Source organism: Salinarimonas chemoclinalis (genome assembly GCF_041514305.1).
In the GTDB taxonomy this organism is placed as follows: Bacteria; Pseudomonadota; Alphaproteobacteria; order Rhizobiales; family Beijerinckiaceae; genus Salinarimonas; species Salinarimonas chemoclinalis.
The window spans coordinates 138174-163599 of record NZ_JBGMWH010000008.1; the positions used below are offsets into that span (position 1 = coordinate 138174).

Here is a 25426-nt window from a genome sequence, read left to right on the forward strand (position 1 = left end):
GCCTCCGGTCAATGACGTATGCGCGCATCGCCGGGGGAGGGACGTGCCCGGGAGATGGGGGCGCGCGGCCCGCTTCGCACCCGCTGCCGGCCTTTCGGCGGGGACGGCCCGCGACCTCAGAAGCGCGAGCGCGGCAGCGGCGGGACCGGCCGGGGGGCCGGCTCGGCGCGGTCGGAGAAGGGATCGACGACGATGCCGATCGGCCCGAGGGGGTAGGGGTCCTCCCGCGCCACCTCGGCGCAGAAGGTCTGTGGCCCGACGGCCCAGCGCCCGTCGGGCGCGGAGCGCGGCAGGACGATGCCGTAGCTCCAGGCCTCGCCGCCGCAGGCGCGCCCCGTCCCGATCGCCTCGTCGGCCGCGGCGGGCGACGCGAGCGCCGCGCCGAGCGTGAGCGGCACGACGGCCGCGGCGCGGCGGATGTTAACGAGCATCGGCATCTCTTCGTCCCGTTTCGGCACGTGGGCGGGCGTGTCGCCGCCGCTGCCGCAAGAACCGTGCCCTCGCGACCGGCGCCGATCGGGCGATCGCTCCGAAAAACCCGCCGAAACGGAACAATTCGACGGATCGCCTTCACGGGGTCGCATGGGGGCGGGGCCTAGGGTCGGCTCGATCAACGAGGGCTGATTCGGTTCGATGATTCCCACCGTCCACACCAGCGACATACGCGATCACGCCACCGCCCCCGAGGCCGGCGCGATCCTCGACGCCTTCGCGGAGCTCGCCGGCGAGGACGGGCGCGCGCCGGTCGATGCGCTGTTCGCACGCCTCGACGAGGCGGTGGCGAGCGGAATCGAGCTGCTCGAGCCATGGGGCGAGGACGACTGGTTCTACCTGCGCTACGGCCCCGCGGTGACGGCGACCTACGGCCTCGACATGGCCGGCCGGCTCGTCTCGGAGATGCCCGAGCCCTCCGCCCAGGCCTATCGCGAGCTGCTCCACCGGGTGCGGCGCGAGCGCAAGCCGATGCTCGCCGTGCTGCAGTCCCTCGCGGTGCAGCGCGTGCGCTCCTGGGAGAAGCTGATCCTGCCGTGCAAGGCGCCCTGCGGCGCCGACCGCATCGCCACCTTCGTCACCGCCCGGCTCTCGCGCGAGGACCTGCTCACCGCCGTGCTCGAGGCCTCGCAGGACGGCATCATGAGCGTGCGCGCCGTGCGCGACCCGCAGGGGCGCGTGGTCGACGCGGTCATCGTCACGGCGAACCAGCAGGCCTCCGAGTATTCCGGCCACCCGGTGTGGCGCCTCGTGTACGGCTCCTTCAAGGCGCTGTTCCCCGGTCTCGTCGCCAGGCGCGTCTGGGAGCGCTGCGTGCGCGTGATCGACGAGCGCGCCACCGAGCGCTTCGAGATCAACATCTCGCACCGGCGCCTCGACACCTGGCTGCGGGTGACGATCGTGCCGCTGGACGACGGCTTCGTGATCTCGTTCTGCGACGTCACCGACCTCAAGTACGCGCTGATCGAGGCCGAGTGCTCGCGCGAGGAGCTCGCCGCCGAGATCGAACAACGCCTCGCGCTGGAGCAGGAGCTGCGCCGGCTCTCGCACACCGACGAGCTGACGCAGACCCTCAACCGCCGCGGCTTCGACGCGGCGCTGCGCCGCGAGATCGCGCTCGCGGGCCGCTACCAGCGCCCGTTCTCGCTCGTCGCCGTGGACATCGACCACTTCAAGCGCATCAACGACGTGCACGGACACGCCGCCGGCGACCGCGTGCTCGCCGCCGTCTCCGAACTCCTTCGCTCCGCCGTGCGCGCCGACGCGGACGTCATCGGTCGCATCGGGGGCGAGGAGTTCGTGCTGCTCCTGCCCTCCACCCGCAAGGAGGGCGCCATGGCGCTCGCCGAGCGCATCCGCGAGCGACTCGCCGCGCAGAGCTTCGACGTCGCCGGCGAGCGAATCGCGGTCTCGGCGAGCTTCGGCGTCGCGGAAGGCGCGCCGGACACGGACGAGGACGCCGTCCTGCGCGCGGCCGACGCGGCGCTCTACGCGGCCAAGCGCTCGGGCCGCAACCGCGTCTGCCTCGCCCGCCCCGCGGCGGACGTGGTGCGCCCGCAGCTGGCGAGCTGAGGCGCGCGCGAGCGGGGCGGCGGTCTCGCTCAGCGTCGCTCGCAGCGCCCGACCGGGCCCCGCGTCGAGCACAGGAGATCGCCGACCGCGATGCGGCCGCCGACGAGTTGCTCCTCGGCTCGCCGTATCTCCACGCCGCCGCTCGGGCTGCGCGGCGGGAGCGGCGAGGCGTCCGTCGTCGTGCAGGCGAAGAACTCCGCGAACGTGACCGGATCGCGGAACGCCATCAGCCGTCCCATGCCGCCGCCTCCGTCGTTCCAGCAGCGAATCTGGGGCTCCGCCCCCGGCTGGATGAAGCCCGTCCGGGATTGGCAGCCGGTGAGCGCGAGTGTCATCGCGCACAGACCGACAGCGACGACTCGCTGGCGCACGCCGCTCTCTCCGAAGTACCAACACGTCGATCGGAGCGTGGCAGATCGGCGCCGCGGTTGCAACACGTCGGTGCGACCTCGCCCCTCGCCTCTTGAACCCCGGCCCCTCCCGGTCCAAACCTGTCGGCCACGACAACGACCGGGGACTGGAGACCATGGACGTGGACGGCGCCGAGGCGACGAGCGGCGCGCAGGCGCTCGCGCGCATGCTGCAGGCCCACGGGGCCGGGCCGATCTTCGTTCCCGGCGGGCTCTCCCGCGCACCCCTCGATCGCGCGATCGCCGCGCTCGGCCTCGCCTATGCGCCGATCGTCGATGCCCGCGCAGCCGCCTTCGCGGCCGACGCCTATGCGGAGGCGTCCGGCCGCGTCGGGCTCCTGCTGCTGCCCGCCGGGGCGGACGCGACCGAGCTCGCCTGCGGCCTGCGGGTCGCCCGCGAGGCGGGCTCGCCCGTGATCGCGCTGCTGCCGGAGCCGGATGCCGTCTGCGCCGGCATGCTCGCCGCGACGGCCAAGGAGGTGCTGCGCCTCGCCGCCGCGGCGGACGTGCCCGCCCTCGTGCGCCGCGCCTTCATCGCGGCGACGACCGGGCGGCCCGGACCCGTCGCGCTCGTCCTGCCCGCCGCCGCGCTGTCCGAGGTCGCGTCCTACGACCCCGACGACCTGGTGGAGCACGGCCGCTTCGAATCGGCCTGCGCCCTGCGCGCGCGCCCCGACCTCGAGGCGCTGAACGAGGCCGCCGAGCGCCTCGCCGCCGCCGAGCGGCCGCTGGTGCTCGCGGGACCCGACATCCACGTCTCGCGCGCCGCCAAGGCGCTGCAGGACCTCGCCGAGCGTCATGCGCTTCCCGTCGCCCACACGCCCGGCGGCAACGGCGCCGTCGCCTGCGCGGCGGACGTCGCGGCCGGCCTCCTCGCGCCGGGCACCGTGGCGGCGCGGGCGCTCGCCGAGGCCGATGTCGTGCTCGCGATCGGCGGCGCGCTCGACGAACTCGCGGCGGACGCGCCGGATCTCGTCGGCTTTCCCGCCGCGCTCGTCGCGCTCGAGGCGCGGGCGGAGGCGATCGGGCGGGTGCGGGCGGTCTCCGTCCCGCTCTGGGGAGACCCGCGGGCGGGGACCGAGGCGCTGGCGCACGTGCTCGACAAGCGCGGCGCCACGCCCTCGCCGGACCGGTCGGAACGGGCCCGCGCGATCGCGAACGCCGCGCAGGCGGAGCGCCGCGCGGCGGCGGAGCGCGTGCGCGGCGCGCCGGCCGAGTCGATCTCGCGGGCGCGGATCGTGGCGATGCTCGACGCCTACATCCCCGCCGACGGTCTCCTGCTCGTCGATCCCGGCGCGGAGGCGCTGGCGGCGCACGCGGGCTTCTCGGTCAAGCGCTGCGGGCGCGGGCTCGTCGCCGCGCGCGACCCCTCCGCCGAGGGCTCCGCCTTCGCCGCCGCGATCGGCGCCGCCCTCGCCGCGCCCGGGCGCATCGTGGTGGCGCTGGCGAGCGAGCGCGGCGCGGCCCGCGCGCTCGCCACGCTCGAGACCGCCCGGCGGCTCGGCCTGCCGGTCAACCTCGTCGTCGCCAACGCGGGCGCGGCCCGCGCCGCCGCCGACGCGCAGGGGGAGGGCACCCCGCCGGAGCTCGCCGAGACGCGCTTCGACGAGGCCGCGCGCGGGCTCGGCTGCCTCGGGCTGCGCGCGGAGAACGCGGACGATCTGGCGACTTCGCTCGAGCGGGCGCTGTCGTTTCGCGACGGGCCGGCGCTTCTCGACGTGAAGACGGTGCTCGGGGCCGATCTCGACGAGAGTTGAAGCGCGCGCGCGATCGCCTCACGCGATCGGCACCGCGCGTGATGCAGGCTTGTGTGGCGCGCGCCGCGGAACGCGGCATTCTCCGCTCGACGGAATTTCCCCGCCGCGATCCCCGTGGCGGCCGACGGGCGGAGCCGCAGCCATGACCGTACCAACCTCCGACATCCTCCACGCCGACCTGTGCGTGATCGGCGGCGGCTCGGGCGGGCTCTCCGTCGCCGCCGGCGCCGTGCAGATGGGCGCGCGCGTCGTGCTGATCGAGAAGCACAGGATGGGCGGGGATTGCCTGAACTATGGCTGCGTTCCCTCCAAGGCGCTGCTGGCCGCCGCCCACGCGGCGCAGGCGGTGCGCACGTCCGGGCGCTTCGGCGTCAACGGCCACGAGCCGGCGGTCGACTTCGCGAAGGTGCGCGACCACGTCCGGGGCGTCATCGCCGGCATCGCGCCCCACGACAGCCCCGAGCGCTTCCGCGGCCTCGGCGTCACCGTGATCGAGGCGCCGGCGCGCTTCCTCGACGCGAAGACCGTCGAGGCCGCCGGGCAGCGCATCGTGGCGCGCCGCTTCGTGGTGGCGACGGGTTCCTCGCCCGCCGTGCCGCCGATCCCGGGGCTCGCCGAGACGCCCTACTTCACCAACGAGACGCTGTTCGACAACGGCGAGCGGATCGAGCATCTCGTGGTGATCGGCGGCGGGCCGATCGGTCTCGAGATGGCGCAGGCGCACCGCCGGCTGGGGTCGGCGGTCACCGTGCTCGACGCCGCGCGCGTGCTGGTGCGCGACGACGCGGAGGCGGCGGCGATCGTGCGCGACCGGTTGGTCGCCGAGGGCGTCGACATCCGCGAGTACGTGAAGATCGAGCGGATCGAGCGGGCCGGCAACGGCGTCGCCGTCACCGTCCTCGAGAACGGCGAGACCCGGCGGGTGGACGGCTCGCACCTCCTCGTCGCCACCGGCCGGCGCGCCAACGTCGCGGGGCTCGACCTCGAGGCGGCGGGCATCGCCCATACGCCGCGCGGCATCACGGTCGACGCGCGGCTGCGCACCACGAACAAGCGGGTCTTCGCCATCGGGGACGTCGCTGGTGGGCCGCAATTCACCCATGTCGCGGGCTACCACGCGGGAATCGTCGTGCGCCAGGCCCTGTTCCACCTGCCGGCGAAGGCGAACCACGACGCCGTGCCGTGGGTGACCTACGCCGACCCCGAGCTCGCCCATGTCGGGCTCGGCGCCGCCGAGGCCGAGAAGCGCGGCGTGCCGCACACGGTCGCGCGCTTCGCCTTCGCCGAGAACGACCGCGCCCGCGCCGAGCGCGAGACGGAGGGCTTCGCCAAGGTCGTCGTCGGCAAGGGCGGGCGCGTGCTGGGGGCGACGATCGTGGGCGCGCATGCGGGCGAGCTGATCCTGCCCTGGGTGCTCGCCGTGACGCAGAAGATGAAGATCGCCGCGGTCGCGAGCGCGATCGCGCCCTATCCGACCCTGTCGGAAGTCTCCAAGCGCGCGGCCGGCGCGCATTTCACCCCGAGCCTGTTCTCGGAGCGCACGCGCAAGGTCGTGCGCTTCCTGCAGCGCTGGACCTGAGGAGGACGATGATGACGACGACCCTCTCCCGCCGCACGCTTCTGGCCCTTCCGCTCGCGATCGGCGCCGCCGCGGCCCTGCGCGCCGGCCCCGCCCGCGCCGCAGCCGACCCGGTCTACACCGGGCGCTTCTCGAGCCTCGCGCTCGGAGGCCACGACCCGGTCGCCTATTTCCGCGAGGGTCGAGCCGTGGAGGGCGTGCGTGCGCACGAGACCGCGTGGAACGGCGCCAACTGGCGCTTCTCCAGCGCCGAGAACCTCGAGGCGTTCCGCGCGGACCCGGAGGCCTACGCGCCGGCCTACGGCGGCTACTGCGCCTGGGCGGCGGCGGAGGGCTACCGGGCGCCGGGGAATCCCGACTACTGGCGCATCGTCGACGGCAGGCTCTACGTCAACTTCGACGGAAACGTGCAGCGCCGCTGGGAGGCGGACATCCCGGGCTTCATCGCCCGTGCGGACGCGAACTGGCCCGGCATCCTGGCGGATTGAGGACGATCCGGCGCCGGGCGACAGGCGCCCGCGGGCGTGCTCTCATGGCGGCCTCTCACGGAGGCGCCCATGCTGCACGGTTTCGTCCTCATCGTCCTGTTCCAATTCGCCGGGGAGGCGGCTGCGCGGCTCGCCGGGCTGCCGACGCCCGGACCCGTCGTCGGGCTCGCGGCGCTGGCGCTCCTCGCGATCGCCGTCCCGGCGCTGCGGCGCGCCGTCGAGCCGACGGCGGACGCGCTCCTGCGGCACCTGAGCCTGCTCTTCGTGCCGGCGGGCGTCGGCGTGCTGCAGCATCTCGACCTGCTCCGGGCCGAGCTCGTCGGGCTCGTCGCGGTGCTCGTCCTCTCCACGCTCGTGACGATGGCGGTGACCGCGGGCGTGTTCGCGCTCCTCGCGCGGCCCGGAACGGAGGCGCCGCGATGAGCCCCGCGCCCGCCCCCGAAGGCGCCGCCGAGTTCTGGGTCTATCTCGCGACCTCGCCGCTGTTCTGGCTGGCGCTCACGCTGTCGGTCTATCTCGGGGCGGACCGGCTCTCGGCGTGGTCGGGCCGCAACTCCTTCGTCAACCCGGTCCTGATCGCCATCGTCGCGCTGGGGGCGGTGCTGCTGGCGACGGGGACGTCCTACGAGACCTATTTCGAGGGCGCGCAGTTCGTGCACGTGCTGCTCGGCCCCGCCACGGTGGCGCTGGCGATCCCGATCGTGCGTCACCGCGCCGAAATCCGCGCGAACCTCCTGCCGCTCGTCGTCGCGCTGACGGTGGGCGCGGTGGTGGGGATCGCCAGCGCGGTCGGCCTCGCCGTCGCGGTGGGCCTCGACGGCGCGCTCGTCGCCTCGCTCGCGCCGAAGTCCGTGACCGCGCCGATCGCCATGGGCGTGGCGCGCGAGATCGGCGGCGTGCCGGAACTCACGGCGGTCCTCGTCATCGCCACCGGCATCACCGGCGCGGCCCTCGTGACGCCGACGATGAACCTGCTGCGCGTGACGGACTGGCGCGCCCGCGGCTTCGCGGTTGGCCTCGCCGCACACGGCATCGGCACCGCCCGGGCGCTGCAGGTGAACCCGGTGGCGGGGACCTTCGCCGGGCTGGCGATGGCGCTCAACGGCCTCGTCACGGCCTTCGCGGCGCCGGTGGTGGTGGCGTGGATCGTGGGCTGACCCCACGGCGCGGGCGCCACGGCGCGTCTCGCTCGAAATGCACGAAGGCCGCCGGGTCGCCCCGGCGGCCTTTCGTGTATTCACCCAGTCGAAGCTCCGACGCCCCGCACCATATTCTGGTGCGGCCGAGAGGATTTGAACCTCCACCCCGTTTCCGGGACTAGCACCTCAAGCTAGCGCGTCTACCAATTCCGCCACGGCCGCGGAGCCTTTCGGGGGCGCCGCCCCCGGGGTGCGCAGCGTGTATCAGATCGAATCGGGGGGGACAAGCAGCATTTCCGGACGCCGGCGAAAAATCGCGAAAGCGCCCGCGAACCCCCGTCAACTGCCGTCCGCGGCCACCGCTCCGACCTGAGAGGCCATGATCGCGGCCGCTTCCTCCAGCGCATCGGACACCGAGAGCGCGTCGCCGATGGAGACGCCGGGGTCCGACAGCTGCGTCGGCTTGGGGATGATCTCGGTGATCTCCACCTGGATGCGCGTGCCGGTGACGACCACCTGCCCGCGGGCGATGGGGTGGTCGTTGGCGAGGATCTCGACCATGTCCGTGTCCGAACTCGCGAGCTCGATCACGGCGCCGCGGCCCATGCGCAGGAGCATGTGCACCGGCATGCGGGTGCGCCCGAGGACGATGGTCAGATCGACGTGGAGGCCTTCCATGCTGGACACGCGCCGCGAACTCCCCGACATGAGACGAACGAACCCGAACGACCGCGACCGCACGAGAGGACCCGCGCCGATGCTTGCCGATCATGGTGAACGCTCGGTTAACGACCGCGCCGCGCCGGCCGGCGGCTTCCATGCCGCGCCCGGCTCGCCCCCGGTCGAGTGGGCGATCGCGGAGGGGCTCGTCGCCTACGAGGGCGCCCTCGCGCTGATGGAGGCGCGCGCGGCGGCGATCGCCGCGGGCGAGGCGGCCGAGCGGGTGTGGCTGGTCGAGCACCCGCCGCTCTACACCGCCGGGACCTCCGCCAAGGAGGCCGATCTCGTCGCGCCGGGGCGCTTTCCCGTCCACGTTGCGGGGCGCGGCGGGCAGTACACCTATCACGGCCCCGGCCAGCGGGTGGCCTACGTGATGCTCGACCTGACGCGCCGCCGCCAGGACCTGCGCGCCTACGTCGCCGCGCTGGAGGAATGGCTGATCGCCACGCTGGCCGCATTCAACGTGCGCGGGGAGCGCCGCGAGGACCGCGTCGGCGTGTGGGTGCGCCGGCCGGAGAAGGGCGCGGGCGTCGAGGACAAGATCGCCGCGATCGGTATCCGCGTGCGCCGCTGGGCGACGTTCCACGGCATCGCGCTCAACGTCGAGCCGGACCTCTCGCATTTCGACGGGATCGTGCCCTGCGGCGTGCGCGAGCACGGGGTCACGAGCCTCGTCGACCTCGGCCTGCCGGTGACGATGCCGGAGGTCGACGCGGTGATGCGCGCGACCTTCGAGGACGTCTTCGGGCCGACCGTGCCCGCGACCTGAGGCGACGGCTCAGCCGGGCGCCGCGAACTCGGCGCGCAGCGCCGCGCCGTGCGCGTCGCGGGCCGGGACGGGGCCGAGCCGCGGCGTCGCCCCGTCGGCGAGGGCGCCGGGCGCGAGCAGGGTGACGGGGCCGGCGGGCGTCTCCACGGAGACGGTGCGCAGCTGCGGATGCCGGGCGAGGTCGTCGAGCGTGCTCACGCGGCCGTAGGCGATCCGCGCCGCCTCGAGCCGCGCGATCACGGCCTCGCGGTCGAGCCCGCCGAAGACCGACGCGACGATCGCGTCGAGCGCCGTGCGGTGCTCCACCCGGGCCGGGTTCGTGGAAAAGCGCGGATCGGACGCGATCTCCGGCCGCGCCAGCACCCGCGCGCAGAAGGCCTCCCACTCCGCCTCGTTCTGGATCGAGAGGAGCACGGACTTGCCGTCGGCGCAGGCATAGTCGCCGTATGGCGCGATCGAGGGATGCGCGAGCCCCATCCGCGGCGGCGTGCGCGCTCCATAGGCGAACTGCAGCCACGGCACGTTCATCCAGTCCGCGAGCGCGTGGAACAGCGACACGGAGACGTGCCGTCCGCGCCCCGTGACGCCGCGCCCGATCAGCGCCTGCAGGATGCCCTGGAAGGCGGTCATGCCGGCGGCGATGTCGCAGACCGAGACGCCCACACGGGCCATGCCGTCGGGCGTGCCGGTGATCGCGGAGAGCCCGCTCTCGGCCTGGACGAGGAGGTCGTACGCCTTCAGGTCGCGGTAGGGACCCTCCTCGCCGTAGCCGGAGATCGAGCAGGTGACGAGCCGCGGGTGCTGCGCGCGCAGGCGCTCCGGGTCGAATCCGAGCCCCGCCGCCTTGCCCGGCGCGAGGTTCTGGATGAAGACGTCGGCCCTCTCGATCATGCGCCGGACCAGCGCGCGGTCGGTCTCCTCGCGCAGGTCGACGCAGATCGATTCCTTGCCGCGGTTGAGCCAGACGAAGTAGGCGCTCTCGCCGTTCACGTCCGCGTCGTAGCGGCGGGCGAAGTCGCCCTCGGGCCGCTCGAGCTTGATAACCCGCGCGCCGGCGTCGGCGAGGCGACCGGAGGCGTAGGGCGCCGCGACCGCCTGCTCGAGCGAGACGACCAGGAGCCCGGCGAGGTCGTCCCCGCCGCTCGCGGCGTCGCTCACGACGCGACGCCCGCCTCGGCGGCGACGCGCGCCGAGATCGCCTCGAGCCAGCGCTCGAGCCGCGCGCGGTTCGCGCCCATGTCCGAATAGCCGATCTGCGAGCGCGAGTAGAGCGCGAGCCGCGAGCGGCCCGGCCCCGCGCCGTAGATGCGCGCGCTCACCGTGTCGGGGTAGCGCATGGTGGGGCTGCGCACGAGGAAGCGGTCCGTCTCCTCGCGCAGCCCGGCATAGACCCGCTCGGTGCCCGGCTCGGCCGCCGCGATCTCGGCGACGATCTCGCGCAGGCGCGCGCCGGGCACCTCGTAGATCGGCGTGACGAAATCGGGCTCGGCGGCGCAGACGTCCTCCGGGCAGGCGAGCGCGTCGTTGGGCGAGTCGCGCCGGGCCAGGCTCTCGAAGGTCACGGGGCCGAGATCGGCGGGGCCGAACATCGCCGTGTAGACGTCGTCGATGCCTCCCGGCTCCGGGCCGCGCCAGAGCAGGAAGGCGAAGCCCGCGCCGGCGAGGACGGCCGCCGTCAGGGCGATGCGGGGGACGCGGCGCATGGGCGATGGCTCCGTTCGGGACGCGTGCGGTCTCGGGCGGGACGCGCGGCTCAGCCGCCGCCCGCGTCCGCCGCGGCGGGCGCGGGCGCCTGCGCGGGCAGGACGAAGACCTGGCCGGGGAAGATCAGGTCGGGGTTGCGGATCTGGTCCTGGTTGGCGTCGAAGATCACCGTGTAGCGGATGCCGTCGCCGTAGATGCGCCGCGAGATCCGCCAGAGGCTGTCGCCGCGCACGACGAGGGCGGTGTTCACCGCGGGGATCGTCAGCGTGGCCGTGCGCGCCTCGCCGGTCGCCTCGGCGGAGATGGGCGGCGTCGTGGTGGTGACGGCGGCGATCTCCCGCGTGGCGGCGGCCGACGGCGCCGGCGGCACGGCGGCGATCCGCGGCGCGGGCTCGGCCGGCTCGGCCTCGACGGCCTCGACCTCGGCGACCGGCTCCTGCGCGGCGACCGGGGTGGTCGCCACGAGCGGCTCCGGCTCCGCCGCCTCGGCGTCCTGCGCCGCGGCGACCGCGGCGGCGGACGGCAGCGCCGGCATCTCGAAGGTCACCTCGGCGCGCGAGAGGACGCGGCCGTCCCCGCCGCCGACCTCGTCGAGGCGCACGCGGTAGAGGCCCGGGCGCACGCCGGTGCCGATGGCGAAGGAGACGGCGCCCGCATCGTCCGCGGCGGCGCCTCCGACGAAGGTCTCGTTGAGGTAGAGCCGCACGGCCGCCTCCGGAGCGGCCTCGCCGGAGACGTAGAGCCCGCCGCCGCTCTCCGCCTCGACGCTGGCGATCCGCACGCCCGCCCGCGCCGGCGGAAGCGGCGCGCCGGCATCGGCGCCCGCGACCTGGACCGCGGGTTCGGCCTCGGAGGCGACGTCTTCGGAGACGACGTCCTCGGGAACGACGTCGGCCGCGGGGGCGACGACCTCGGCAGCGGCGAGCGCCTCCGCGGCGGGTGGGGGCGCCTCGGGCTGCGAGAGCACGCGCGTCGGCGCGCCAGGCTCGGCGAGCGCGACGACCGGCGCGCTGTCCATCGTCTCGGCGACGACGACCGTGACGCTCTGGCGCCCACGTCGCGCGGTACCGTCCGCCTCCTGGATCCGGAGCGCGATCTCGTGCGTGCCCGGGGGAAGCGGCGGGGGAACGAAGGCGAAGGCGCCGGTGGCGTCCGCCACGATCACGTCGTGCCGCTCGCCGTTGCGCAGGAGCTCGACCGTCGCGCCCGCACGGGTGCGCCCGGCGATGACGGCGTCGCCGGTCGGCTCCACGCGCACGAGATCGAAGACGGCGGCGTCGGCCTCGGCGTTCTGGACGGCTCCGGCCGCCGGTGCGGGCGCCGGCGTCTCCGGCGTCGGCTGCGCGACCAAAGGCTGCGCGACCACCGGCTCCGCCGGCGCGGCGGGCTCGGCCGCGGCGACGACCACCTCCGCGGCCGGGGCCGGCTCGGCGGCTCCAGCCACTTCCGGTGAGGGCACGATGGGTTCGGGGACGATCGGTTCGGGGTCGATGGGGTCCGCGACGACGGACTCCGCCTCGGGCGGCTCGACGGCCGGCGGCTGCGCCTCCGCGGTCTCGCCCGGCGTCCCCGCCGGCGCCTCCGGTGCGGGCGCGACCGTGGGCCGCACCGCCGCGGCGGTTCCCGGCGCCGTCGCGTCCACCGCGGTCGCGGCGCCGTCCTCGACGCGCTCGTTCACGCGGTTCTCGGTCGAGACGTAGGCGCCGATCCCGCCCGCCGCGAGCAGGAGCGTGACGATGATCGCTATGATGCGACGCCGTTCGACTGGCACGGCCTTTGGTCCTCTCGTCTCGGGCGGCGCGCACTGGCGTGCGCACCTGGAACCGGTTTACTTTCCCTGCGCGTCGTCTGAAACCAAAATCGTGGGGGCGGCAAGCGCGAATCGCAACTTAATTCAGAGGGGTGGCGCGACGATGCGTCGTATCCGGTCGATCTGCGTCTATTGCGGCTCCGCCGAGGGCCGCGACCCGGCCCATCGCGCGGCCGCCGAGGAGCTGGGCCGCGCCATGGCGGAGGCGGGGGTACGGCTCGTCTACGGCGGGGGGGCGCTCGGGCTGATGGGGATCGTCGCGCGCGCCACGCTGGACGCGGGCGGCGAAGTCACCGGCATCATCCCGGACTTCCTCACCCGCGAGGAGAAGCTCCTCGACGACGTGCAGGAGACGATCGTCGTCCCCGACATGCACACCCGCAAGCGCCTGATGTTCGAGCGCGCCGACGCCTTCGTGGCGCTGCCGGGCGGGATCGGCACGCTCGAGGAACTCGTCGAGCAGCTCACCTGGGCGCAGCTCGGCCGCCACAGGAAGCCCATCCTGCTGCTGTCGCTGGAGGATTTCTGGAAGCCGCTGCTCGTGCTCATCGCCCACATGCGCGAGCAGGGTTTCATCCGCCCGGGCCTCGAGCTCAGCCACCTCGTCGCCGAGCGCGCGAGCGAGGTCCTCCCCATGCTCGAGGCCGCGGCCAGCCGGGCCCCGCCGCCGGAGGACGCCGAGCGGGCGGCGAGGGAGCGCTTCGTGGAGCGGAAGTTCTGAGAGTGCGCGCGCCCCGAACGAGGGCGGCTGCGCCTCAATAGCTCCCCCGTGCCGCCCTGCGGTCGCGCTTGGCCGCCGCTGTCGCCGGGGGCGCGTCCGGCGCCGGGGGCTTGTCGGCGGCGCGGGCGATGACGCCGACGATCTCGCCCATGATGGCGTCGATCTCGTAGTCCTTCGGCGTGTAGACCTTGGAGACGCCCATATTGGAGAGGACGAGCGCGTCCTCGTTGGAGATGATGCCTCCGACCACGACGGGGATGTGGTCGAGGCCCTCCAGCCGCAGCCGCGCCATCACCTCGCGCACGAGCGGCACGTGGCTCCCCGAGAGGATCGACAGGCCGATGACGTGCGCCTTCGTCTGCGCTGCGCGGGCCACGATCTCGGCCGGCGTCTGGCGGATGCCGTCGTAGGCGACCTCCATGCCGACGTCGCGGGCGCGCAGCGCGATCTGCTCGGCGCCGTTGGAATGCCCGTCGAGGCCGGGCTTGCCGACGACCATGGTCGGCGCGCGGCCGAGTGTCTCGGAGAGCTCGGTAACGAGGAGGCGCACCTCGCGCTCGCGCGGCGTGACCCGGGTCTCCAGGGTCACGCCGGTCGGGGCGCGGTACTGGCCGAACACGGCGCGCAGGCGCTCGCCCCACTCGCCCGTGGTGACGCCGGCCTTGGCGCAGGCGATCGAGGGCTCCATGACGTTGGCGTCGGTCGACCGCGCGGCGGCCTCGAGCGCGGCGAGCGCGGCCTGCGCCGCGCTCTCGTCGCGGGCGGCGCGCCATTGCTTCAGGGCGGCGATGGCGCCCTGCTCCACGTCCTCGGAGACGGTCATGATGGCCCGGTCGCCGGTGACGAGCGGCGAGGGCTCGCCCTCCCGGTACGTGTTGACGCCGACGACGACCCGCTCGCCCTCCTCGATCTCGGAGACGCGCGCGGCGTTGGATTCCACCAGCGCCCGCTTCATGTAGCCGCTTTCGACGCAGGCGACCGCGCCGCCGAGGCGATCGATCGCCTCGAGCTCGGCGCGCGCGGCTTCCTTGATGGCGGCGACCTCGCGCTCGATCACGGCCGAGCCGTCGAAGATGTCCTCGTATTCGAGCAGGTCGGTCTCGAGCGCCAGGATCTGCTGCATGCGCAGCGACCATTGCTGGTCCCACGGCCGGGGCAGGCCCATGGCCTCGTTCCAGGCCGGCAGCTGCACCGCGCGGGCGCGCGCCTTCTTCGAGAGCGTCACCGCCAGCATCTCGATGAGGATGCGGTGGACGTTGTTCTCCGGCTGCTGCTCGGTGAGGCCGAGCGAGTTCACCTGCACGCCGTAGCGGAAGCGGCGGCTCTTCTCGTCGGCGATCCCGTAGCGGTCGCGGCACACCTCGTCCCACAGGTCCGCGAAGGCGCGCAGCTTGCAGATCTCGGTGACGAAGCGCATGCCGGCGTTCACGAAGAAGGAAATGCGCCCCACCATCTGGGCGAAGTCGGCCTCGGGCACGCCCTTGGCCTTCACCCGGTCGAGCACCGCGCAGGCGGTGGCGAGCGCGAAGGCGACCTCCTGCACCGGCGTCGCGCCGGCCTCCTGCAGGTGGTAGGAGCAGACGTTCATCGGGTTCCACTTCGGCATCTCTTCCCGCCCGAACAAGATCGTGTCGCGGGTGAGCCGCAAGCTCGGCTCCGGCGGAAAGATGTAGGTGCCCCGGGAGAGGTATTCCTTCACGATGTCGTTCTGCGTCGTGCCGGTTAGCGCGTCGCGGGGCGCGCCCTGCTCGTCCGCCACCGCGACGTAGAGCGCGAGCAGCCACGGCGCGGTGGCGTTGATCGTCATCGACGTGTTCATCGTGGCGAGCGGGATGCCGTCGAGCAGCGTGCGCATGTCGCCCAGATGCGCCACCGAGACGCCGACCTTGCCGACCTCGCCCTTGGCGAGCTCGTGATCGGGGTCGTAGCCGGTCTGGGTGGGCAGGTCGAAGGCGATCGAGAGGCCGGTCTGGCCCTTGGCGAGGTTGCCGCGGTAGAGCGCGTTCGACTCCACCGCCGTGGAATGGCCCGCATAGGTGCGGAAGATCCACGGCTTGTCGCGGGTGCGTCCGGTCTCGCTCGCAGCGGTGTCGCTCATGGCGCCTCTCCCGATCCTCGCCCCGCCTCTCGGGGAGGGCGTAGCATGGTGCAACGCATATAGAGCACGGTCCAGGGCCGCGCCCTCATCCCTTTTGCCGAGATGCGAAGGGGGAACGGAGCGGGCGCCTTCGCCCTTGGTCGTGTTGCGATGCACCCCTCCCGCGCTACTCTCGCAGCCTGGGGACGAGAGACGACGAGGACGAGACCATGTCGAGCCAGCCGGTGAAGGACGCCTACGAGATCGGGGAGATCCCCCCCCTCGGCCACGTGCCGGCGACGATGCTGGCCTACACGATCCGCAAGGACCGCCACGGCCCGCCGCTGGAGAGCCTCGTCGTCGAGCGCGTGCCCACCTGGGAGATCGGCGACGACGAGGTGCTGCTGTTCATGATGGCCGGCGGCGTCAACTACAACGGCGTCTGGGCCGCGCTCGGCCAGCCGGTCTCGGTGCTCGACTTCCACAAGAACCCCTTCCACGTCGCCGGCTCCGACGCGGCGGGCGTGGTCTGGAAGGTCGGCGCCAAGGTGAAGCGCTGGAAGGTCGGCGACGAGGTCATCGTCCATTGCAACCAGGACGACGGTGACGACGAGGAATGCAATGGCGGCGACCCGATGCTCTCCGCCTCGCAGCGGATCTGGGGCTTCGAGACGCCCGACGGGGGGCACGCGCAATTCGCGCGGGTGCAGTCGCGCCAGCTGATGGAGAAGCCGCGCCACCTCACCTGGGAGGAGAGCGCCTGCTACACGCTGACGCTCGCCACCGCCTACCGCATGCTCTTCGGCCACCAGCCGCACACGCTCAAGCCCTCGGACAACGTGCTGGTCTGGGGCGCCTCGGGCGGGCTCGGCGTGTTCGGCGTGCAACTCTGCGCGGCGGCGGGCGCGAACGCGATCGGCATCATCTCCGACGAGACCAAACGCGACTACGTGCTCTCGCTCGGCGCCAAGGGCGTGATCAACCGCAAGGACTTCTCCTGCTGGGGCCAGATGCCGCAGGTCGGCACCGACGAATACAACGCCTGGGCCAAGGAGGCCCGGCGCTTCGGCAAGGCGATCTGGGAGCTGACGGGGAAGAAGGATGTCGACATCGTCTTCGAGCACCCGGGAGAGGCGACCTTCCCGGTGTCGTGCCTGGTGGCCAAGCGCGGCGGCATGGTGGTGTTCTGCGCCGGCACGACGGGCTTCAACCTGAGCTTCGACGCGCGCTATGTCTGGATGCGCCAGAAACGCATCCAGGGCTCCCACTTCGCCCACCTGAAGCAGGCGTCGGCGGCCAACCAGTTCGTGCTCGACCGCCGTATCGACCCGTGCATGTCCGAGGTGTTCTCCTGGGAGAAGATCCCGCTCGCCCACCAGAAGATGTGGAAGAACGAGCACGCGCCGGGCAACATGGCGGTTCTGGTGGGCGCGCCGAGGACGGGCTTGAGGACGTTCGACGACGCGGTGGAGGCGGCGGGCGGGTAGGCCGGCGCGTTGAAGGCGAAGATGATCGCCAGGATTATGGAGAGCGGCGCTTGACCGCGTTCGGCTATGTCGACGGACGTTGCGTGAGCATCGTTTACACGATGCGAAACGAAATATGCCGTATCATCTCGGCGCGGCCGGCGAGCCGACGTGAGAGACGCTCCTACGCCCAGGCGCGCGCAAAGCTCGAGGAGTAACGACTTGGCCATCGTGAGAAAGACATTGGCGGAGTTGAGGGCTTCGCCTCCGCGATTCTCACCGGAGGAGCGCGCCCGCCTGCTCGCACTGACGGACGAAGAGATCGAGCGGGTCGCGGCGAGCGACCCGGACAATCCCATCCGAACGCGGGAGGAGATCGCGCGGATGGTCTCGGCGACGCGTGTCCGCCGCGCTCGCGAGCGTTCCGGCCTGAGCCAAGATGCGTTCGCGCGGCAATTCCGCCTCGATCCCGCACGCTTGGCCGAAATCGAGGCCGGCCGTCTGCTGCCGGACGAGACGTTCCTCGCCTACCTCACGGTCATCGAGAAGGAGCCCGAGGTTGTCCGGCGCGCGCTGGCGAGGGACGCGGGCTGAGGGCGGTCGAAGCCCGAGACGTGGATACGAGCACGCCCCGGGGAACATGGCGGTGCTGGTGAACGCGTCTTGCACGGGGCCGCGGACGTTCGACGACGTGGTGGAGGCGGCTGACTCCAGCTGACACGGCCTGCGAATCAAATCGCGTCTTTGCTGTACGACGGCAAAGTCCGAACACTCAATGCCGATGTCAGGTTTTTGCGCACTCGATATAGGAGCTGCCAAGCACGCTTCGTTTCATCCAAAACGTCTTTGCGCGTGCATACCGGATCGATCCAGAGCGGGTCGCGGCGATCGCGGCCGTTCGCCTGCTGCCGAACGAGACCCTGGTCGCCTACCTCACTGTCATCGAGAAGGAGCCCGAGGCCGTGCGGCGCGCGCTAGGCCTACGGGCGGGCTGACTCTCAGGGTGGCTTCGAATGGGACGATGCGACGGCCGCCTCCAACGAAGCGAAGCATGGCGTATCGTTTCGACGATGCCGCCCGAGTTTTCCGGGATCGAGATCGGCTCGAACGAGATGATGACCGGCCGTCGCGGCGCGCGCGAGCGCGCCCGGGGCAGCGGCTCACGGGTCGAACAGGCTCCCCTGCGCCCGTGCCGCCGATGGCGCGGGCGCCTTCGCCGCCCGCGCGGGCTTCGGCCTGGCGGCAGGCCCGCGCGGCGGGTCGGCGCTCGACGGCCCGCGCGCCCCGCCGCCTTCGGCCCGCGCCGCGATCGTCCCGTCGGCGAGTTCGAGGGTGAGCGCAGCGCCTGGCGCGATCGCTGTGGCGCGGCGCACCGGCGTGCCGTCGGCGTCACGCACGAGCGCGTAGCCGCGGGCGAGGACCGAGCGCCAGCTCAGGCTCTCGGCGAGCTGCCAGACGCTGGCGAGCGTGCGCGTCCGCTCGCGGACGCCGGCGCGCGCGAGGCCGCGCAGGCGGCTGCCCAAGGCGTCGACCTGCTTGCGGCCGTGGGCGATGCGCGCCCGTTCCAGATCCACGAGGCGCCCCCGCCCGGCGACGAGCCGCGCGGCGAGGCCGTCGAGCCGGTCGCGCCGGCGCGCGATCGCCCCCGCGAGCGCCCGTTCCGGCCGTCCGGCGATCGCCTCCAGCCGGCCTCGGGCGCGCGTCAGCCGCACGCGGGGCGAGCCGCGCTCGAGTCGCCGCGCGGCGTCGGCGAGGCGCTGCTCGTAGGCACGGGCGTTGGCGGCGAGCGCGGGCGCGAGGCGGGCGGCGGCGAGATCGAGCCGCTGGCGCTGCGTCGCAGTGAGGTCCTCCGCCCGCGGCAGGGCCCGGGCGGCGGAGCGCAGGTCGGCGCGCAGGCGCTCGAGCCGGCGCAGGATCGCGTCCTCGTGCCGCCGTGCGCGGTCGTGAACGATGGCGAGGAGTTCGGAGCGCACCGGCACCACCATCTCGGCGGCGCCCGTGGGTGTCGGCGCGCGCACGTCCGCGGCGAGGTCGATGAGCGTCCAGTCGGTCTCGTGGCCCACCGCCGAGACGACGGGGATCGCGCTCCCGGCCACCGCCCGCACCAGGTCCTCGTCGTTGAAGCCCCAGAGATCCTCGATCGACCCGCCGCCGCGGGCGACGATGATGACGTCCGGCCGCGGGATCGGCCCGGCGGGATCGAGCGCGTTGAACCCGCGCACGCCCGCCGCCACCTCCTCCGCGCAGGTCTCGCCCTGAACGCGGGCCGGCCAGACCAGCACGTGGCGGGGGAAGCGGTCCTGGACGCGGTGGAGGATGTCGCGAATCACCGCTCCCGTCGGCGAGGTCACGACGCCGATCACGCGGGGCAGGTAGGGCAGGGGGCGCTTGCGCTCGGCGGCGAACAGGCCCTGCGCGGCGAGGGTGCGCTTGCGCTCCTCGAGCAGCGCCATCAGCGCGCCGACGCCCGCGGGGGCGATCTGGTCGATGACGATCTGGTAGCTCGACTTGCCGGGAAAGGTGGTGATCCTGCCCGTGGCGACCACCTCGAGCCCCTCCTGCGGCTTCGTCTTCAGCCGCGCGTAGGTGCCCTTCCAGACCACCGCGTCGATCTTCGCGCCCTCGTCCTTCAGCGAGAAATAGCAATGGCCCGAGGAGTGGGGGCCGCGGAAGCCCGAGATCTCGCCGCGCAGGCGCACGTGGCCGTAGGCGTCCTCGATCGTGCGCTTGAGCGCGCCCGACAGCTCGGAGACGGACCATTCCGGGGCGTTGGAGGCTTGTGTCGAAGCGGCCATGCGCGCGACTTTGGACGACGGCGGCGCCGGGGGCAAGCGCCCGCCGACCTCGTCCGAGCGGGTCAGCGGGACGCGCCGCGCACGCCTTCGGCCAGCTCGCCGACGAGCCGGGCGACGCCCTGCACGGTCTCGGCGGTCGCGGCGCCGTCCTTCAGGCTCGCTTCGAGCGTCGCGACGAGCGCCGAGCCCACGACGACGCCGTCGGCGCCCTTCGCGATGGCGGCGGCGTGGGCGCCGGTCTTCACCCCGAAGCCGACGACCACGGGGAGATCGGTGTGGCGCTTGATGCGCTCGACCGCGCTCGCGACCTTGCCGAAGTCCGGCGTCGCCGCGCCGGTGATGCCGGTGATGGAGACGTAGTAGACGAAGCCCGCCGTGTTCGCGAGCACCGCCGGCAGGCGCCGGTCGTCGGTCGTGGGCGTGGCGAGCCGGATGAAGGCGAGGCCGGCCTCCAGCGCCGGCAGGCACAGCTCGGCGTCCTCCTCCGGCGGGAGGTCGACGACGATCATGCCGTCGACGCCCGCCGCCTTCGCGTCGGCGAGGAAGCGCGGGACGCCGTACTGGTAGATCGGGTTGAAGTAGCCCATCAGGATGACGGGGGTCTCGCGGTCCTCCTCCCGGAAGCGGCGCACGAGGTCGAGCGTCTTCGCCGTGGTCTGGCCCGCCTTCAGCGCGCGCAGGCCCGCGGCCTGAATCGCCGGGCCGTCGGCCATCGGGTCTGTGAAGGGCAGGCCCAGCTCGACGATGTCCGCCCCCGCCTTCGGCAGGGCGCGCAGGACCGCGAGCGAGGTCTCCGGGTCGGGATCGCCGGCCATGACGTAGGTGACGAGGGCGGCGCGGCCCTCCGCGCGGGCCTTGGCGAAGCGGGCGTCGATGCGGGCGGTCATGAGGGGTCCGGTCCAGGGTTGCTGCTCTTGTCGGCGTCGATCTCGTCGAGGCGGATATGCGCCTGTAGCGCGGACTGCGTCGCGTTGAGAACCTTCATCTCCATGTGGATGACGTCCGAATGAAGCGCACGCATCTGCGTCTCGAGCCTGTCCATTCTCAGATCGACGTCGTCGAAGCGACGCCCGACCGCCGCGAAGCGCGCGTTCATCTCGCGTCGCTGGCGATCGAGCGCGACGCGCATCGCCGCGCCGAGTTCGTCGCGCTTGGTGTCGAGCTCGTCGAATTTCGTGTCGAGCTTCGCATCGATTGCACTGATGCGAACGTCCGTCGCTCGAAAGCCGACGCGCACCTCGTCCGAGAGTCCGCCCATCGAGGACGCGATCCGGTCCAAGTGCTCCAGAACCGAATGGAGATGACCTGCGAACTGGTGCTTCGTGGCCATCATCGTATGAATCGACTGGTCGTCGCCGCTCGACATCGTGCTTCTCTCGTTGGCTTCGGCCAATGTCGTCTAGTCGACCCAGGAATGCAAGACCCGCATCACAACCCGCCCCGCAGGTGCTCGGCCACCGTGAAGATGTCCTTGTCGCCGCGCCCGCACAGGTTGATCACCATCAAGTGGTCGCGCGGCTTCTCCGCTGCGATCTCCACCGCCTTTGCGATGGCGTGGGCGGGCTCGAGCGCGGGGATGATGCCCTCGAGCTTCGACATCAGCTGGAAGGCGGCGAGCGCCTCGTCGTCGCGCGCGGAGAGGTAGGTCACGCGCCCCACGTCCGCGAGCCAGGAATGCTCCGGGCCGATGCCGGGATAGTCGAGCCCCGCCGAGATCGAGTGGGCGTCGGTGATCTGCCCGTCCTCGTTCATCAGGAGGTAGGTGCGGTTGCCGTGCAGCACGCCGGGCCTGCCGCCGGAGATCGAGGCGGCGTGCTCGCCGGTGTCGACCCCGCGCCCGGCCGCCTCGACCCCGTAGATCGCGACGCTCTCGTCGTCGAGGAAGGGGTGGAACAGGCCGATGGCGTTCGAGCCGCCGCCGATGGCGGCGATGAGCGAATCCGGCAGCCGCCCTTCCGCCTCCTGCATCTGCCAGCGCACCTCGTCGCCGATGACGCACTGGAAGTCGCGCACCATGGCGGGGTAGGGGTGCGGGCCGGCGACCGTGCCGATGCAGTAGAACGTGGTCTCGACGTTGGTCACCCAGTCGCGCAGCGCCTCGTTCATGGCGTCCTTGAGCGTCTTCGACCCGGAATGGCAGGGCACGACGGTGGCGCCCAGCATCTCCATGCGGAAGACGTTGGGCTTCTGCCGCTCGACGTCGACCGCGCCCATGTAGACGATGCACTCGAGCCCGAAGCGTGCGCAGAGCGTCGCGGTGGCGACGCCGTGCTGGCCCGCGCCCGTCTCGGCGATGATCCGCTTCTTGCCCATGCGCCGGGCGAGCAGGATCTGGCCCAGCACGTTGTTCACCTTGTGTGCGCCGGTGTGGTTGAGCTCGTCGCGCTTGAGGTAGATCTTCGCGCCCCTGTCCGGCGCCGCCGTCTCGCGCACGTGCTCGGTCAGCCGTTCCGCGTAGTAGAGCGGGCTCGGGCGCCCGACGTAGTGCGTGGCGTAGGCGCGCAGCTCGCGCTCGAATTCCGGGTCGGCCTTGGCCGCCTCGTAGGCCGCCTGGAGCTCGAGGATGTTCGGCATCAGGGTCTCGGCCACGAAGCGGCCGCCGTAGATGCCGAAATGCCCGGTCTCGTCCGGGCCGTTGCGGAAGGAATTGGGCTTCTGCGGAGCGGTCACGGCGTTCCTGCCTCGTCCTGTGCGCGCCAGGCGGCGCGGGCGGCGGCCCCGAAGGCCGCGATGGCGATGGGGTCCTTGAGCCCCGGCGCGGTCTCGACGCCGGAGGAGACGTCGACGGCGCGCATCCCCGTGGCGGCGATCGCGGCGCCGACGTTGTGCGCCGTCAGCCCGCCCGAGAGCATCGACGGACGGCCGGGATCGACGGCGGCGACGAGGCGCCAATCGAAGGCGAGCCCGTTGCCGCCGGGCAGCGCCGACGGCTCCTTCGGCGGCTTGGCGTCGAAGAGCAGACGATCACACACCGCGGCATAGGGCGCGACGCGGGCGAGATCCGCCTCCTCGGCGATGCCGATCGCCTTCATCACGGGGATGCCGAAGCGCTCGCGGACGGCGGCGACCCGCTCGGGCGTCTCGCCGCCGTGGAGCTGGAGGAGATCGGGGCGCACCCGCTCGGCGAGGGCGCGGAGGAGGTCGTCGTCCGGATCGACCACGAGCGCGACCACCTCGGCGCGCCCGCGCGCCCGCAAGGCGAGCGCGGCGGCGTCGTCGATCGCGACGTGCCGGGGGGAGCGGGCGAAATGCACGAGCCCGACCATGTCCGCGCCCGCCGCGAGCGCCGCATCCAGCGTCTCGGGCGTCTTCAGGCCGCAGATCTTGACGAGGCCGGGGGCTCTCGTCGAGGGGGCGCTGGTGGAGGGGCCGTTCATGGGCGAGAGGCTTACGTCAGGGGGCGGGGCTTGTGAAGGGGGCGGCGGGTCGCGGGGGCGAGGCGCTTGCGCCATCCGCCGACCCCGCTTCCTCCCCGGAGGGGAGGAGTCCGCGCGGACCGCGCGGGCGGTGGGGCCGTTCCACGGCTGGGCGAGCCGGCCCGCCGTCCTCCCCACCCTCCGGCCTTCGGCCTCCGTCCTTCCCCTGCGGGGAGGTGGCGGTCGGTGTGCGGCATCGACGTGAGGGCGTCCGGTACCGCCCTGGCTGTTGCCCCCGCCCGTCCCCGTCGCCTATCACCATCGTCGACACCCCTTCCGCCCCTCGCGCGTTGAGAGGCCATGACTTCGTTTCCGCATCCCCTCCTCGTCGCCGACGTCGGCGGCACGAACGCCCGCTTCTCGCTCGCCGAGACGCCGGGCGCGCCGCTCGTTCCCGTGTGCCGGCTGCGCACGAAGGAGACGCCGACCGCCTTCGACGCCGTGGAGCAGGCGATCGCTGCGACGCCCTCGGGCGCGCGGAGCCTCGTCCTGTGCGCGGCGGGGCCGGTGCTCGGTCGCGAGGCGCGGCTGACGAACGCGCAGTGGACCTTCGACGGCGCGGATCTCGCGCGCCATTTCGGTCTCGCCCAGGGCTTGCTGCTCAACGATTTCGAGGCGGCGGCGCTGGCTCTCGCCGTGCTCGAGCCGCAGGACGCGATCCCGATCGGGACGCCGGTCCCGCCCGGCGGCGGGCCCAAGCTCGTGCTCGGGCCCGGCACGGGGCTCGGCATGGCCGCGCTCGTCACCGTCGCCGGGCGCGCCGCGCCGCTGCCGGGAGAGGCGGGGCACGTCGGGTTCGGGCCGATCGACGAGGAGGACTACCGCGTCTTCCCGCGGCTCGAGCGGCACTTCGGCCGCGTCACCTCCGAGGCGATCCTCTCCGGCCCGGGGCTCGTGCGCCTGCACAGGGCGATGGCGCCCGATTTCGGCTTCGACCCCGACGCCGTCGAGACCGACCCGCCCCGCGTCGCCGCCCAGGCGGTCTCCGGCGGGAGCGCGCACGCGCGCGCCACGGTCGCGGCCTTCCTCAAGCATCTCGCCCGGTTCGCGGGCGACATGGGCATCGTCTTCGCGGCGACGGGCGGCGTCGTGATCCGCGGCGGCGTGATCGCCTCGCTGGCGCCGCTGATGGACGAGGCGCTCTTCCGGGCGCTGTTCGAGGACAAGGCGCCGGTCGAGGCGCTCGCCCGCGCCGTGCCGCTGATGCGCCTCCCCTCCGACGACGTCATCCTGCGCGCCATGGCCGCCGTGGGGGCGCAGCCGGACCGCTTCGTGATCGACTACCCGTCGCGCCTCTGGCGGATCTGACGGGCTCCCCTCTCTTGGCCGGGAGAGGGTTTTGCTCGACATGCGAGAGTCTTCGCACCTCCGGAACGACTCGCTGCGAATCACGTTCGAGTCGCCTGGTGAGTCGATCGACTCCGCACCCGAGTCGTCTCGACTCGCGAATGCGGGTCGAGATCTGGAGATCATCTCATGGCCGCGCGCGCGATCTGGAAAGGTTACTTGAAGCTCTCGCTGGTTTCCTGCGCCGTGGCGCTCTACCCCGCCGCGACGTCATCCGCCAAGGTGCGCTTCAACACCCTGAACCGCGAGACGGGCAACCGCGTGAAGCGGATGTACGTCGATGCCGACACCGGCGAGCCGGTGGAGCCCGAGGATCAGGTCAAGGGCTACAAGGTCGGCAAGAACGCGTACATCCAGGTCGAGGACGAGGAGATCGACGCCCTCAAGCTCGAATCGACCCACACGATCGACATCGAGACCTTCGTCCCGCGCGAGGAGGTGGACGAGCGCTACCTCGACAGTCCCTACTACCTCGCGCCCGACGACAAGGTGGCGCAGGAGGCCTTCGCGGTGATCCGAGACGCGGTCCGCGAGAAGGGCATGGCGGCGATCGGGCGCGTGGTCATGGCGCGGCGAGAGCGGCTGATCCTGCTCGAGCCCCTCGACGACGGCCTGATGGGCACGACGCTGCACTACGCCTACGAGATCCGCGGCGAGGAGGAGGTGTTCGCCGACATCCCCGACGTCGACTATCCCGACGAGGTCAAGGACCTCGCGCTCCACATCGTCGAGACGAAGACCGGGCATTTCGAGCCCGAGACCTTCGAGGATCGCTACGAGAACGCCCTCGTCGAGATGATCCGCGCCAAGCAGGCGGGTGCCGCCGAGGCGCCGCGGCCGAAGGCACAGCCGCCCTCGAACGTGGTCAACCTGATGGACGCGCTCAAGCGCTCGCTCGCGGCCGAGGAGGGCGGCGAGCCCGCGAGGAAGGGGCCGCCGGGCCGGACGACGGCGAAGGCGCGCAAGGTCCCCGATGCGGCGCACGCGAAGGGTGCGAAGGGGGGCTCGAAGGCGAAGACGTCTTCGACGAAGGCCGCGGCGTCCAAGCCCGCCGCCGCGAAGGCGGGCACCTCGACGTCCACCGCCTCCAAGGCGGCGTCGCGCCGCGCCACCACGGCGCGCAAGCCGGCGGCCAAGCAGCGCAAGGCGAGCTGAGCGGGAGGC

General features: G+C 72.9%; 25 protein-coding genes and 1 tRNA gene. 13 read left to right on the forward strand and 13 right to left on the reverse strand.

Annotated features, from left to right (window positions below; all coding sequences use genetic code 11):
• Positions 1–116: 116 nt before the first annotated feature.
• Entirely contained in the window at positions 117–437 is a 321-nt protein-coding gene (locus AB9M23_RS14365) for a hypothetical protein (protein WP_372425243.1), read from the reverse strand.
• A 196-nt stretch (positions 438–633) separates the two neighbouring features.
• On the opposite strand from AB9M23_RS14365, the gene AB9M23_RS14370 reads away from it, so the two are divergent.
• The gene (locus tag AB9M23_RS14370; protein ID WP_372425244.1) at positions 634–2064 is read left to right on the forward strand and encodes a GGDEF domain-containing protein; all 1431 of its coding nucleotides are present in this window, start codon (positions 634–636) and stop codon (positions 2062–2064) included.
• A 29-nt stretch (positions 2065–2093) separates the two neighbouring features.
• Here the strand turns inward: AB9M23_RS14370 and AB9M23_RS14375 are convergent, their stop codons facing one another.
• On the reverse strand, positions 2094–2435 hold the full coding sequence (locus tag AB9M23_RS14375) for a hypothetical protein (protein ID WP_372425245.1): 342 nt from the start codon (positions 2433–2435) through the stop codon (positions 2094–2096).
• A 155-nt stretch (positions 2436–2590) separates the two neighbouring features.
• On the opposite strand from AB9M23_RS14375, the gene AB9M23_RS14380 reads away from it, so the two are divergent.
• The 5 genes from AB9M23_RS14380 to AB9M23_RS14400 all read left to right on the forward strand — a co-directional run bounded on the left by AB9M23_RS14380 (position 2591) and on the right by AB9M23_RS14400 (position 7455).
• On the forward strand, positions 2591–4231 hold the full coding sequence (locus AB9M23_RS14380) for a thiamine pyrophosphate-dependent enzyme (RefSeq protein WP_372425246.1): 1641 nt from the start codon (positions 2591–2593) through the stop codon (positions 4229–4231).
• 142 nt (positions 4232–4373) lie between these two features.
• Positions 4374–5810, forward strand: coding sequence for a dihydrolipoyl dehydrogenase family protein (locus tag AB9M23_RS14385; RefSeq protein ID WP_372425247.1), 1437 nt, complete (start codon positions 4374–4376; stop codon positions 5808–5810).
• 11 nt (positions 5811–5821) lie between these two features.
• A complete protein-coding gene (locus AB9M23_RS14390; protein WP_372425248.1) occupies positions 5822–6298 on the forward strand; it encodes a YHS domain-containing (seleno)protein in 477 nt (158 codons plus the stop codon).
• A gap of 69 nt (positions 6299–6367) precedes the next feature.
• The gene (locus AB9M23_RS14395; RefSeq protein WP_372425249.1) at positions 6368–6721 is read left to right on the forward strand and encodes a CidA/LrgA family protein; all 354 of its coding nucleotides are present in this window, start codon (positions 6368–6370) and stop codon (positions 6719–6721) included.
• The gene (locus tag AB9M23_RS14400; protein ID WP_372425250.1) at positions 6718–7455 is read left to right on the forward strand and encodes an LrgB family protein; all 738 of its coding nucleotides are present in this window, start codon (positions 6718–6720) and stop codon (positions 7453–7455) included. Before AB9M23_RS14395 ends, AB9M23_RS14400 begins: the two co-directional genes overlap by 4 nt.
• A gap of 117 nt (positions 7456–7572) precedes the next feature.
• Here AB9M23_RS14400 and AB9M23_RS14405 read toward each other — a convergent pair.
• Positions 7573–7659: transfer RNA gene (locus tag AB9M23_RS14405), tRNA-Leu, on the reverse strand.
• 117 nt (positions 7660–7776) lie between these two features.
• Entirely contained in the window at positions 7777–8115 is a 339-nt protein-coding gene (locus AB9M23_RS14410) for a FliM/FliN family flagellar motor switch protein (RefSeq protein WP_372425274.1), read from the reverse strand.
• A 79-nt stretch (positions 8116–8194) separates the two neighbouring features.
• On the opposite strand from AB9M23_RS14410, the gene lipB reads away from it, so the two are divergent.
• A complete protein-coding gene (gene lipB, locus AB9M23_RS14415; protein WP_372425275.1) occupies positions 8195–8926 on the forward strand; it encodes a lipoyl(octanoyl) transferase LipB in 732 nt (243 codons plus the stop codon).
• A gap of 9 nt (positions 8927–8935) precedes the next feature.
• On the opposite strand, the gene AB9M23_RS14420 is transcribed toward lipB, so the two are convergent.
• The 3 genes from AB9M23_RS14420 to AB9M23_RS14430 are packed head-to-tail and all read right to left on the reverse strand — an operon-like array spanning position 8936 to position 12401.
• The gene (locus AB9M23_RS14420; protein ID WP_372425251.1) at positions 8936–10084 is read right to left on the reverse strand and encodes a CaiB/BaiF CoA transferase family protein; all 1149 of its coding nucleotides are present in this window, start codon (positions 10082–10084) and stop codon (positions 8936–8938) included.
• Positions 10081–10629, reverse strand: a complete 549-nt coding sequence (locus AB9M23_RS14425; RefSeq protein WP_372425252.1) for a DUF1499 domain-containing protein — start codon at positions 10627–10629, stop codon at positions 10081–10083. Before AB9M23_RS14425 ends, AB9M23_RS14420 begins: the two co-directional genes overlap by 4 nt.
• A 50-nt stretch (positions 10630–10679) precedes the next feature.
• Positions 10680–12401: a LysM peptidoglycan-binding domain-containing protein gene (locus AB9M23_RS14430; RefSeq protein WP_372425253.1), complete on the reverse strand. Its 1722-nt coding sequence runs from the start codon at positions 12399–12401 to the stop codon at positions 10680–10682.
• 142 nt (positions 12402–12543) lie between these two features.
• On the opposite strand from AB9M23_RS14430, the gene AB9M23_RS14435 reads away from it, so the two are divergent.
• Complete coding sequence (locus AB9M23_RS14435; protein ID WP_372425254.1) at positions 12544–13161, forward strand: LOG family protein; 618 nt, start codon at positions 12544–12546, stop codon at positions 13159–13161.
• Between the two features lie 34 nt (positions 13162–13195).
• Here AB9M23_RS14435 and AB9M23_RS14440 read toward each other — a convergent pair whose 3' ends face one another.
• Complete coding sequence (locus AB9M23_RS14440; RefSeq protein WP_372425255.1) at positions 13196–15259, reverse strand: ethylmalonyl-CoA mutase; 2064 nt, start codon at positions 15257–15259, stop codon at positions 13196–13198.
• A 209-nt stretch (positions 15260–15468) separates the two neighbouring features.
• On the opposite strand from AB9M23_RS14440, the gene ccrA reads away from it, so the two are divergent.
• The 3 genes from ccrA to AB9M23_RS14455 are packed head-to-tail and all read left to right on the forward strand — an operon-like array spanning position 15469 to position 17298.
• Positions 15469–16725: a crotonyl-CoA carboxylase/reductase gene (ccrA, locus tag AB9M23_RS14445; RefSeq protein WP_372425256.1), complete on the forward strand. Its 1257-nt coding sequence runs from the start codon at positions 15469–15471 to the stop codon at positions 16723–16725.
• Complete coding sequence (locus AB9M23_RS14450; RefSeq protein ID WP_372425257.1) at positions 16623–16922, forward strand: BrnT family toxin; 300 nt, start codon at positions 16623–16625, stop codon at positions 16920–16922. The genes ccrA and AB9M23_RS14450 overlap by 103 nt, the downstream gene beginning before the upstream one ends.
• Positions 16923–16935: 13 nt before the next feature.
• Positions 16936–17298 carry a helix-turn-helix domain-containing protein gene (locus AB9M23_RS14455; RefSeq protein WP_372425276.1) on the forward strand — a complete coding sequence of 121 codons (363 nt, stop codon included), beginning with the start codon at positions 16936–16938 and terminating at the stop codon, positions 17296–17298.
• A 566-nt stretch (positions 17299–17864) separates the two neighbouring features.
• On the opposite strand, the gene xseA is transcribed toward AB9M23_RS14455, so the two are convergent.
• The 5 genes from xseA to AB9M23_RS14480 form a co-directional block, all read right to left on the reverse strand.
• Positions 17865–19499 carry an exodeoxyribonuclease VII large subunit gene (gene xseA, locus AB9M23_RS14460; protein WP_372425258.1) on the reverse strand — a complete coding sequence of 545 codons (1635 nt, stop codon included), beginning with the start codon at positions 19497–19499 and terminating at the stop codon, positions 17865–17867.
• Between the two features lie 62 nt (positions 19500–19561).
• Entirely contained in the window at positions 19562–20386 is an 825-nt protein-coding gene (gene trpA / locus AB9M23_RS14465) for a tryptophan synthase subunit alpha (RefSeq protein WP_372425259.1), read from the reverse strand.
• The gene (locus tag AB9M23_RS14470) at positions 20383–20865 is read right to left on the reverse strand and encodes a hypothetical protein (protein ID WP_372425260.1); all 483 of its coding nucleotides are present in this window, start codon (positions 20863–20865) and stop codon (positions 20383–20385) included. Before AB9M23_RS14470 ends, trpA begins: the two co-directional genes overlap by 4 nt.
• Before the next feature lie 62 nt (positions 20866–20927).
• The gene (gene trpB, locus AB9M23_RS14475; protein ID WP_372425261.1) at positions 20928–22169 is read right to left on the reverse strand and encodes a tryptophan synthase subunit beta; all 1242 of its coding nucleotides are present in this window, start codon (positions 22167–22169) and stop codon (positions 20928–20930) included.
• A complete protein-coding gene (locus AB9M23_RS14480; protein ID WP_372425262.1) occupies positions 22166–22876 on the reverse strand; it encodes a phosphoribosylanthranilate isomerase in 711 nt (236 codons plus the stop codon). Before AB9M23_RS14480 ends, trpB begins: the two co-directional genes overlap by 4 nt.
• A 339-nt stretch (positions 22877–23215) precedes the next feature.
• On the opposite strand from AB9M23_RS14480, the gene AB9M23_RS14485 reads away from it, so the two are divergent.
• Positions 23216–24223, forward strand: a complete 1008-nt coding sequence (locus AB9M23_RS14485; protein ID WP_372425263.1) for a glucokinase — start codon at positions 23216–23218, stop codon at positions 24221–24223.
• Between the two features lie 168 nt (positions 24224–24391).
• Entirely contained in the window at positions 24392–25417 is a 1026-nt protein-coding gene (gene ku / locus AB9M23_RS14490) for a non-homologous end joining protein Ku (RefSeq protein WP_372425264.1), read from the forward strand.
• Positions 25418–25426: the final 9 nt, after the last annotated feature.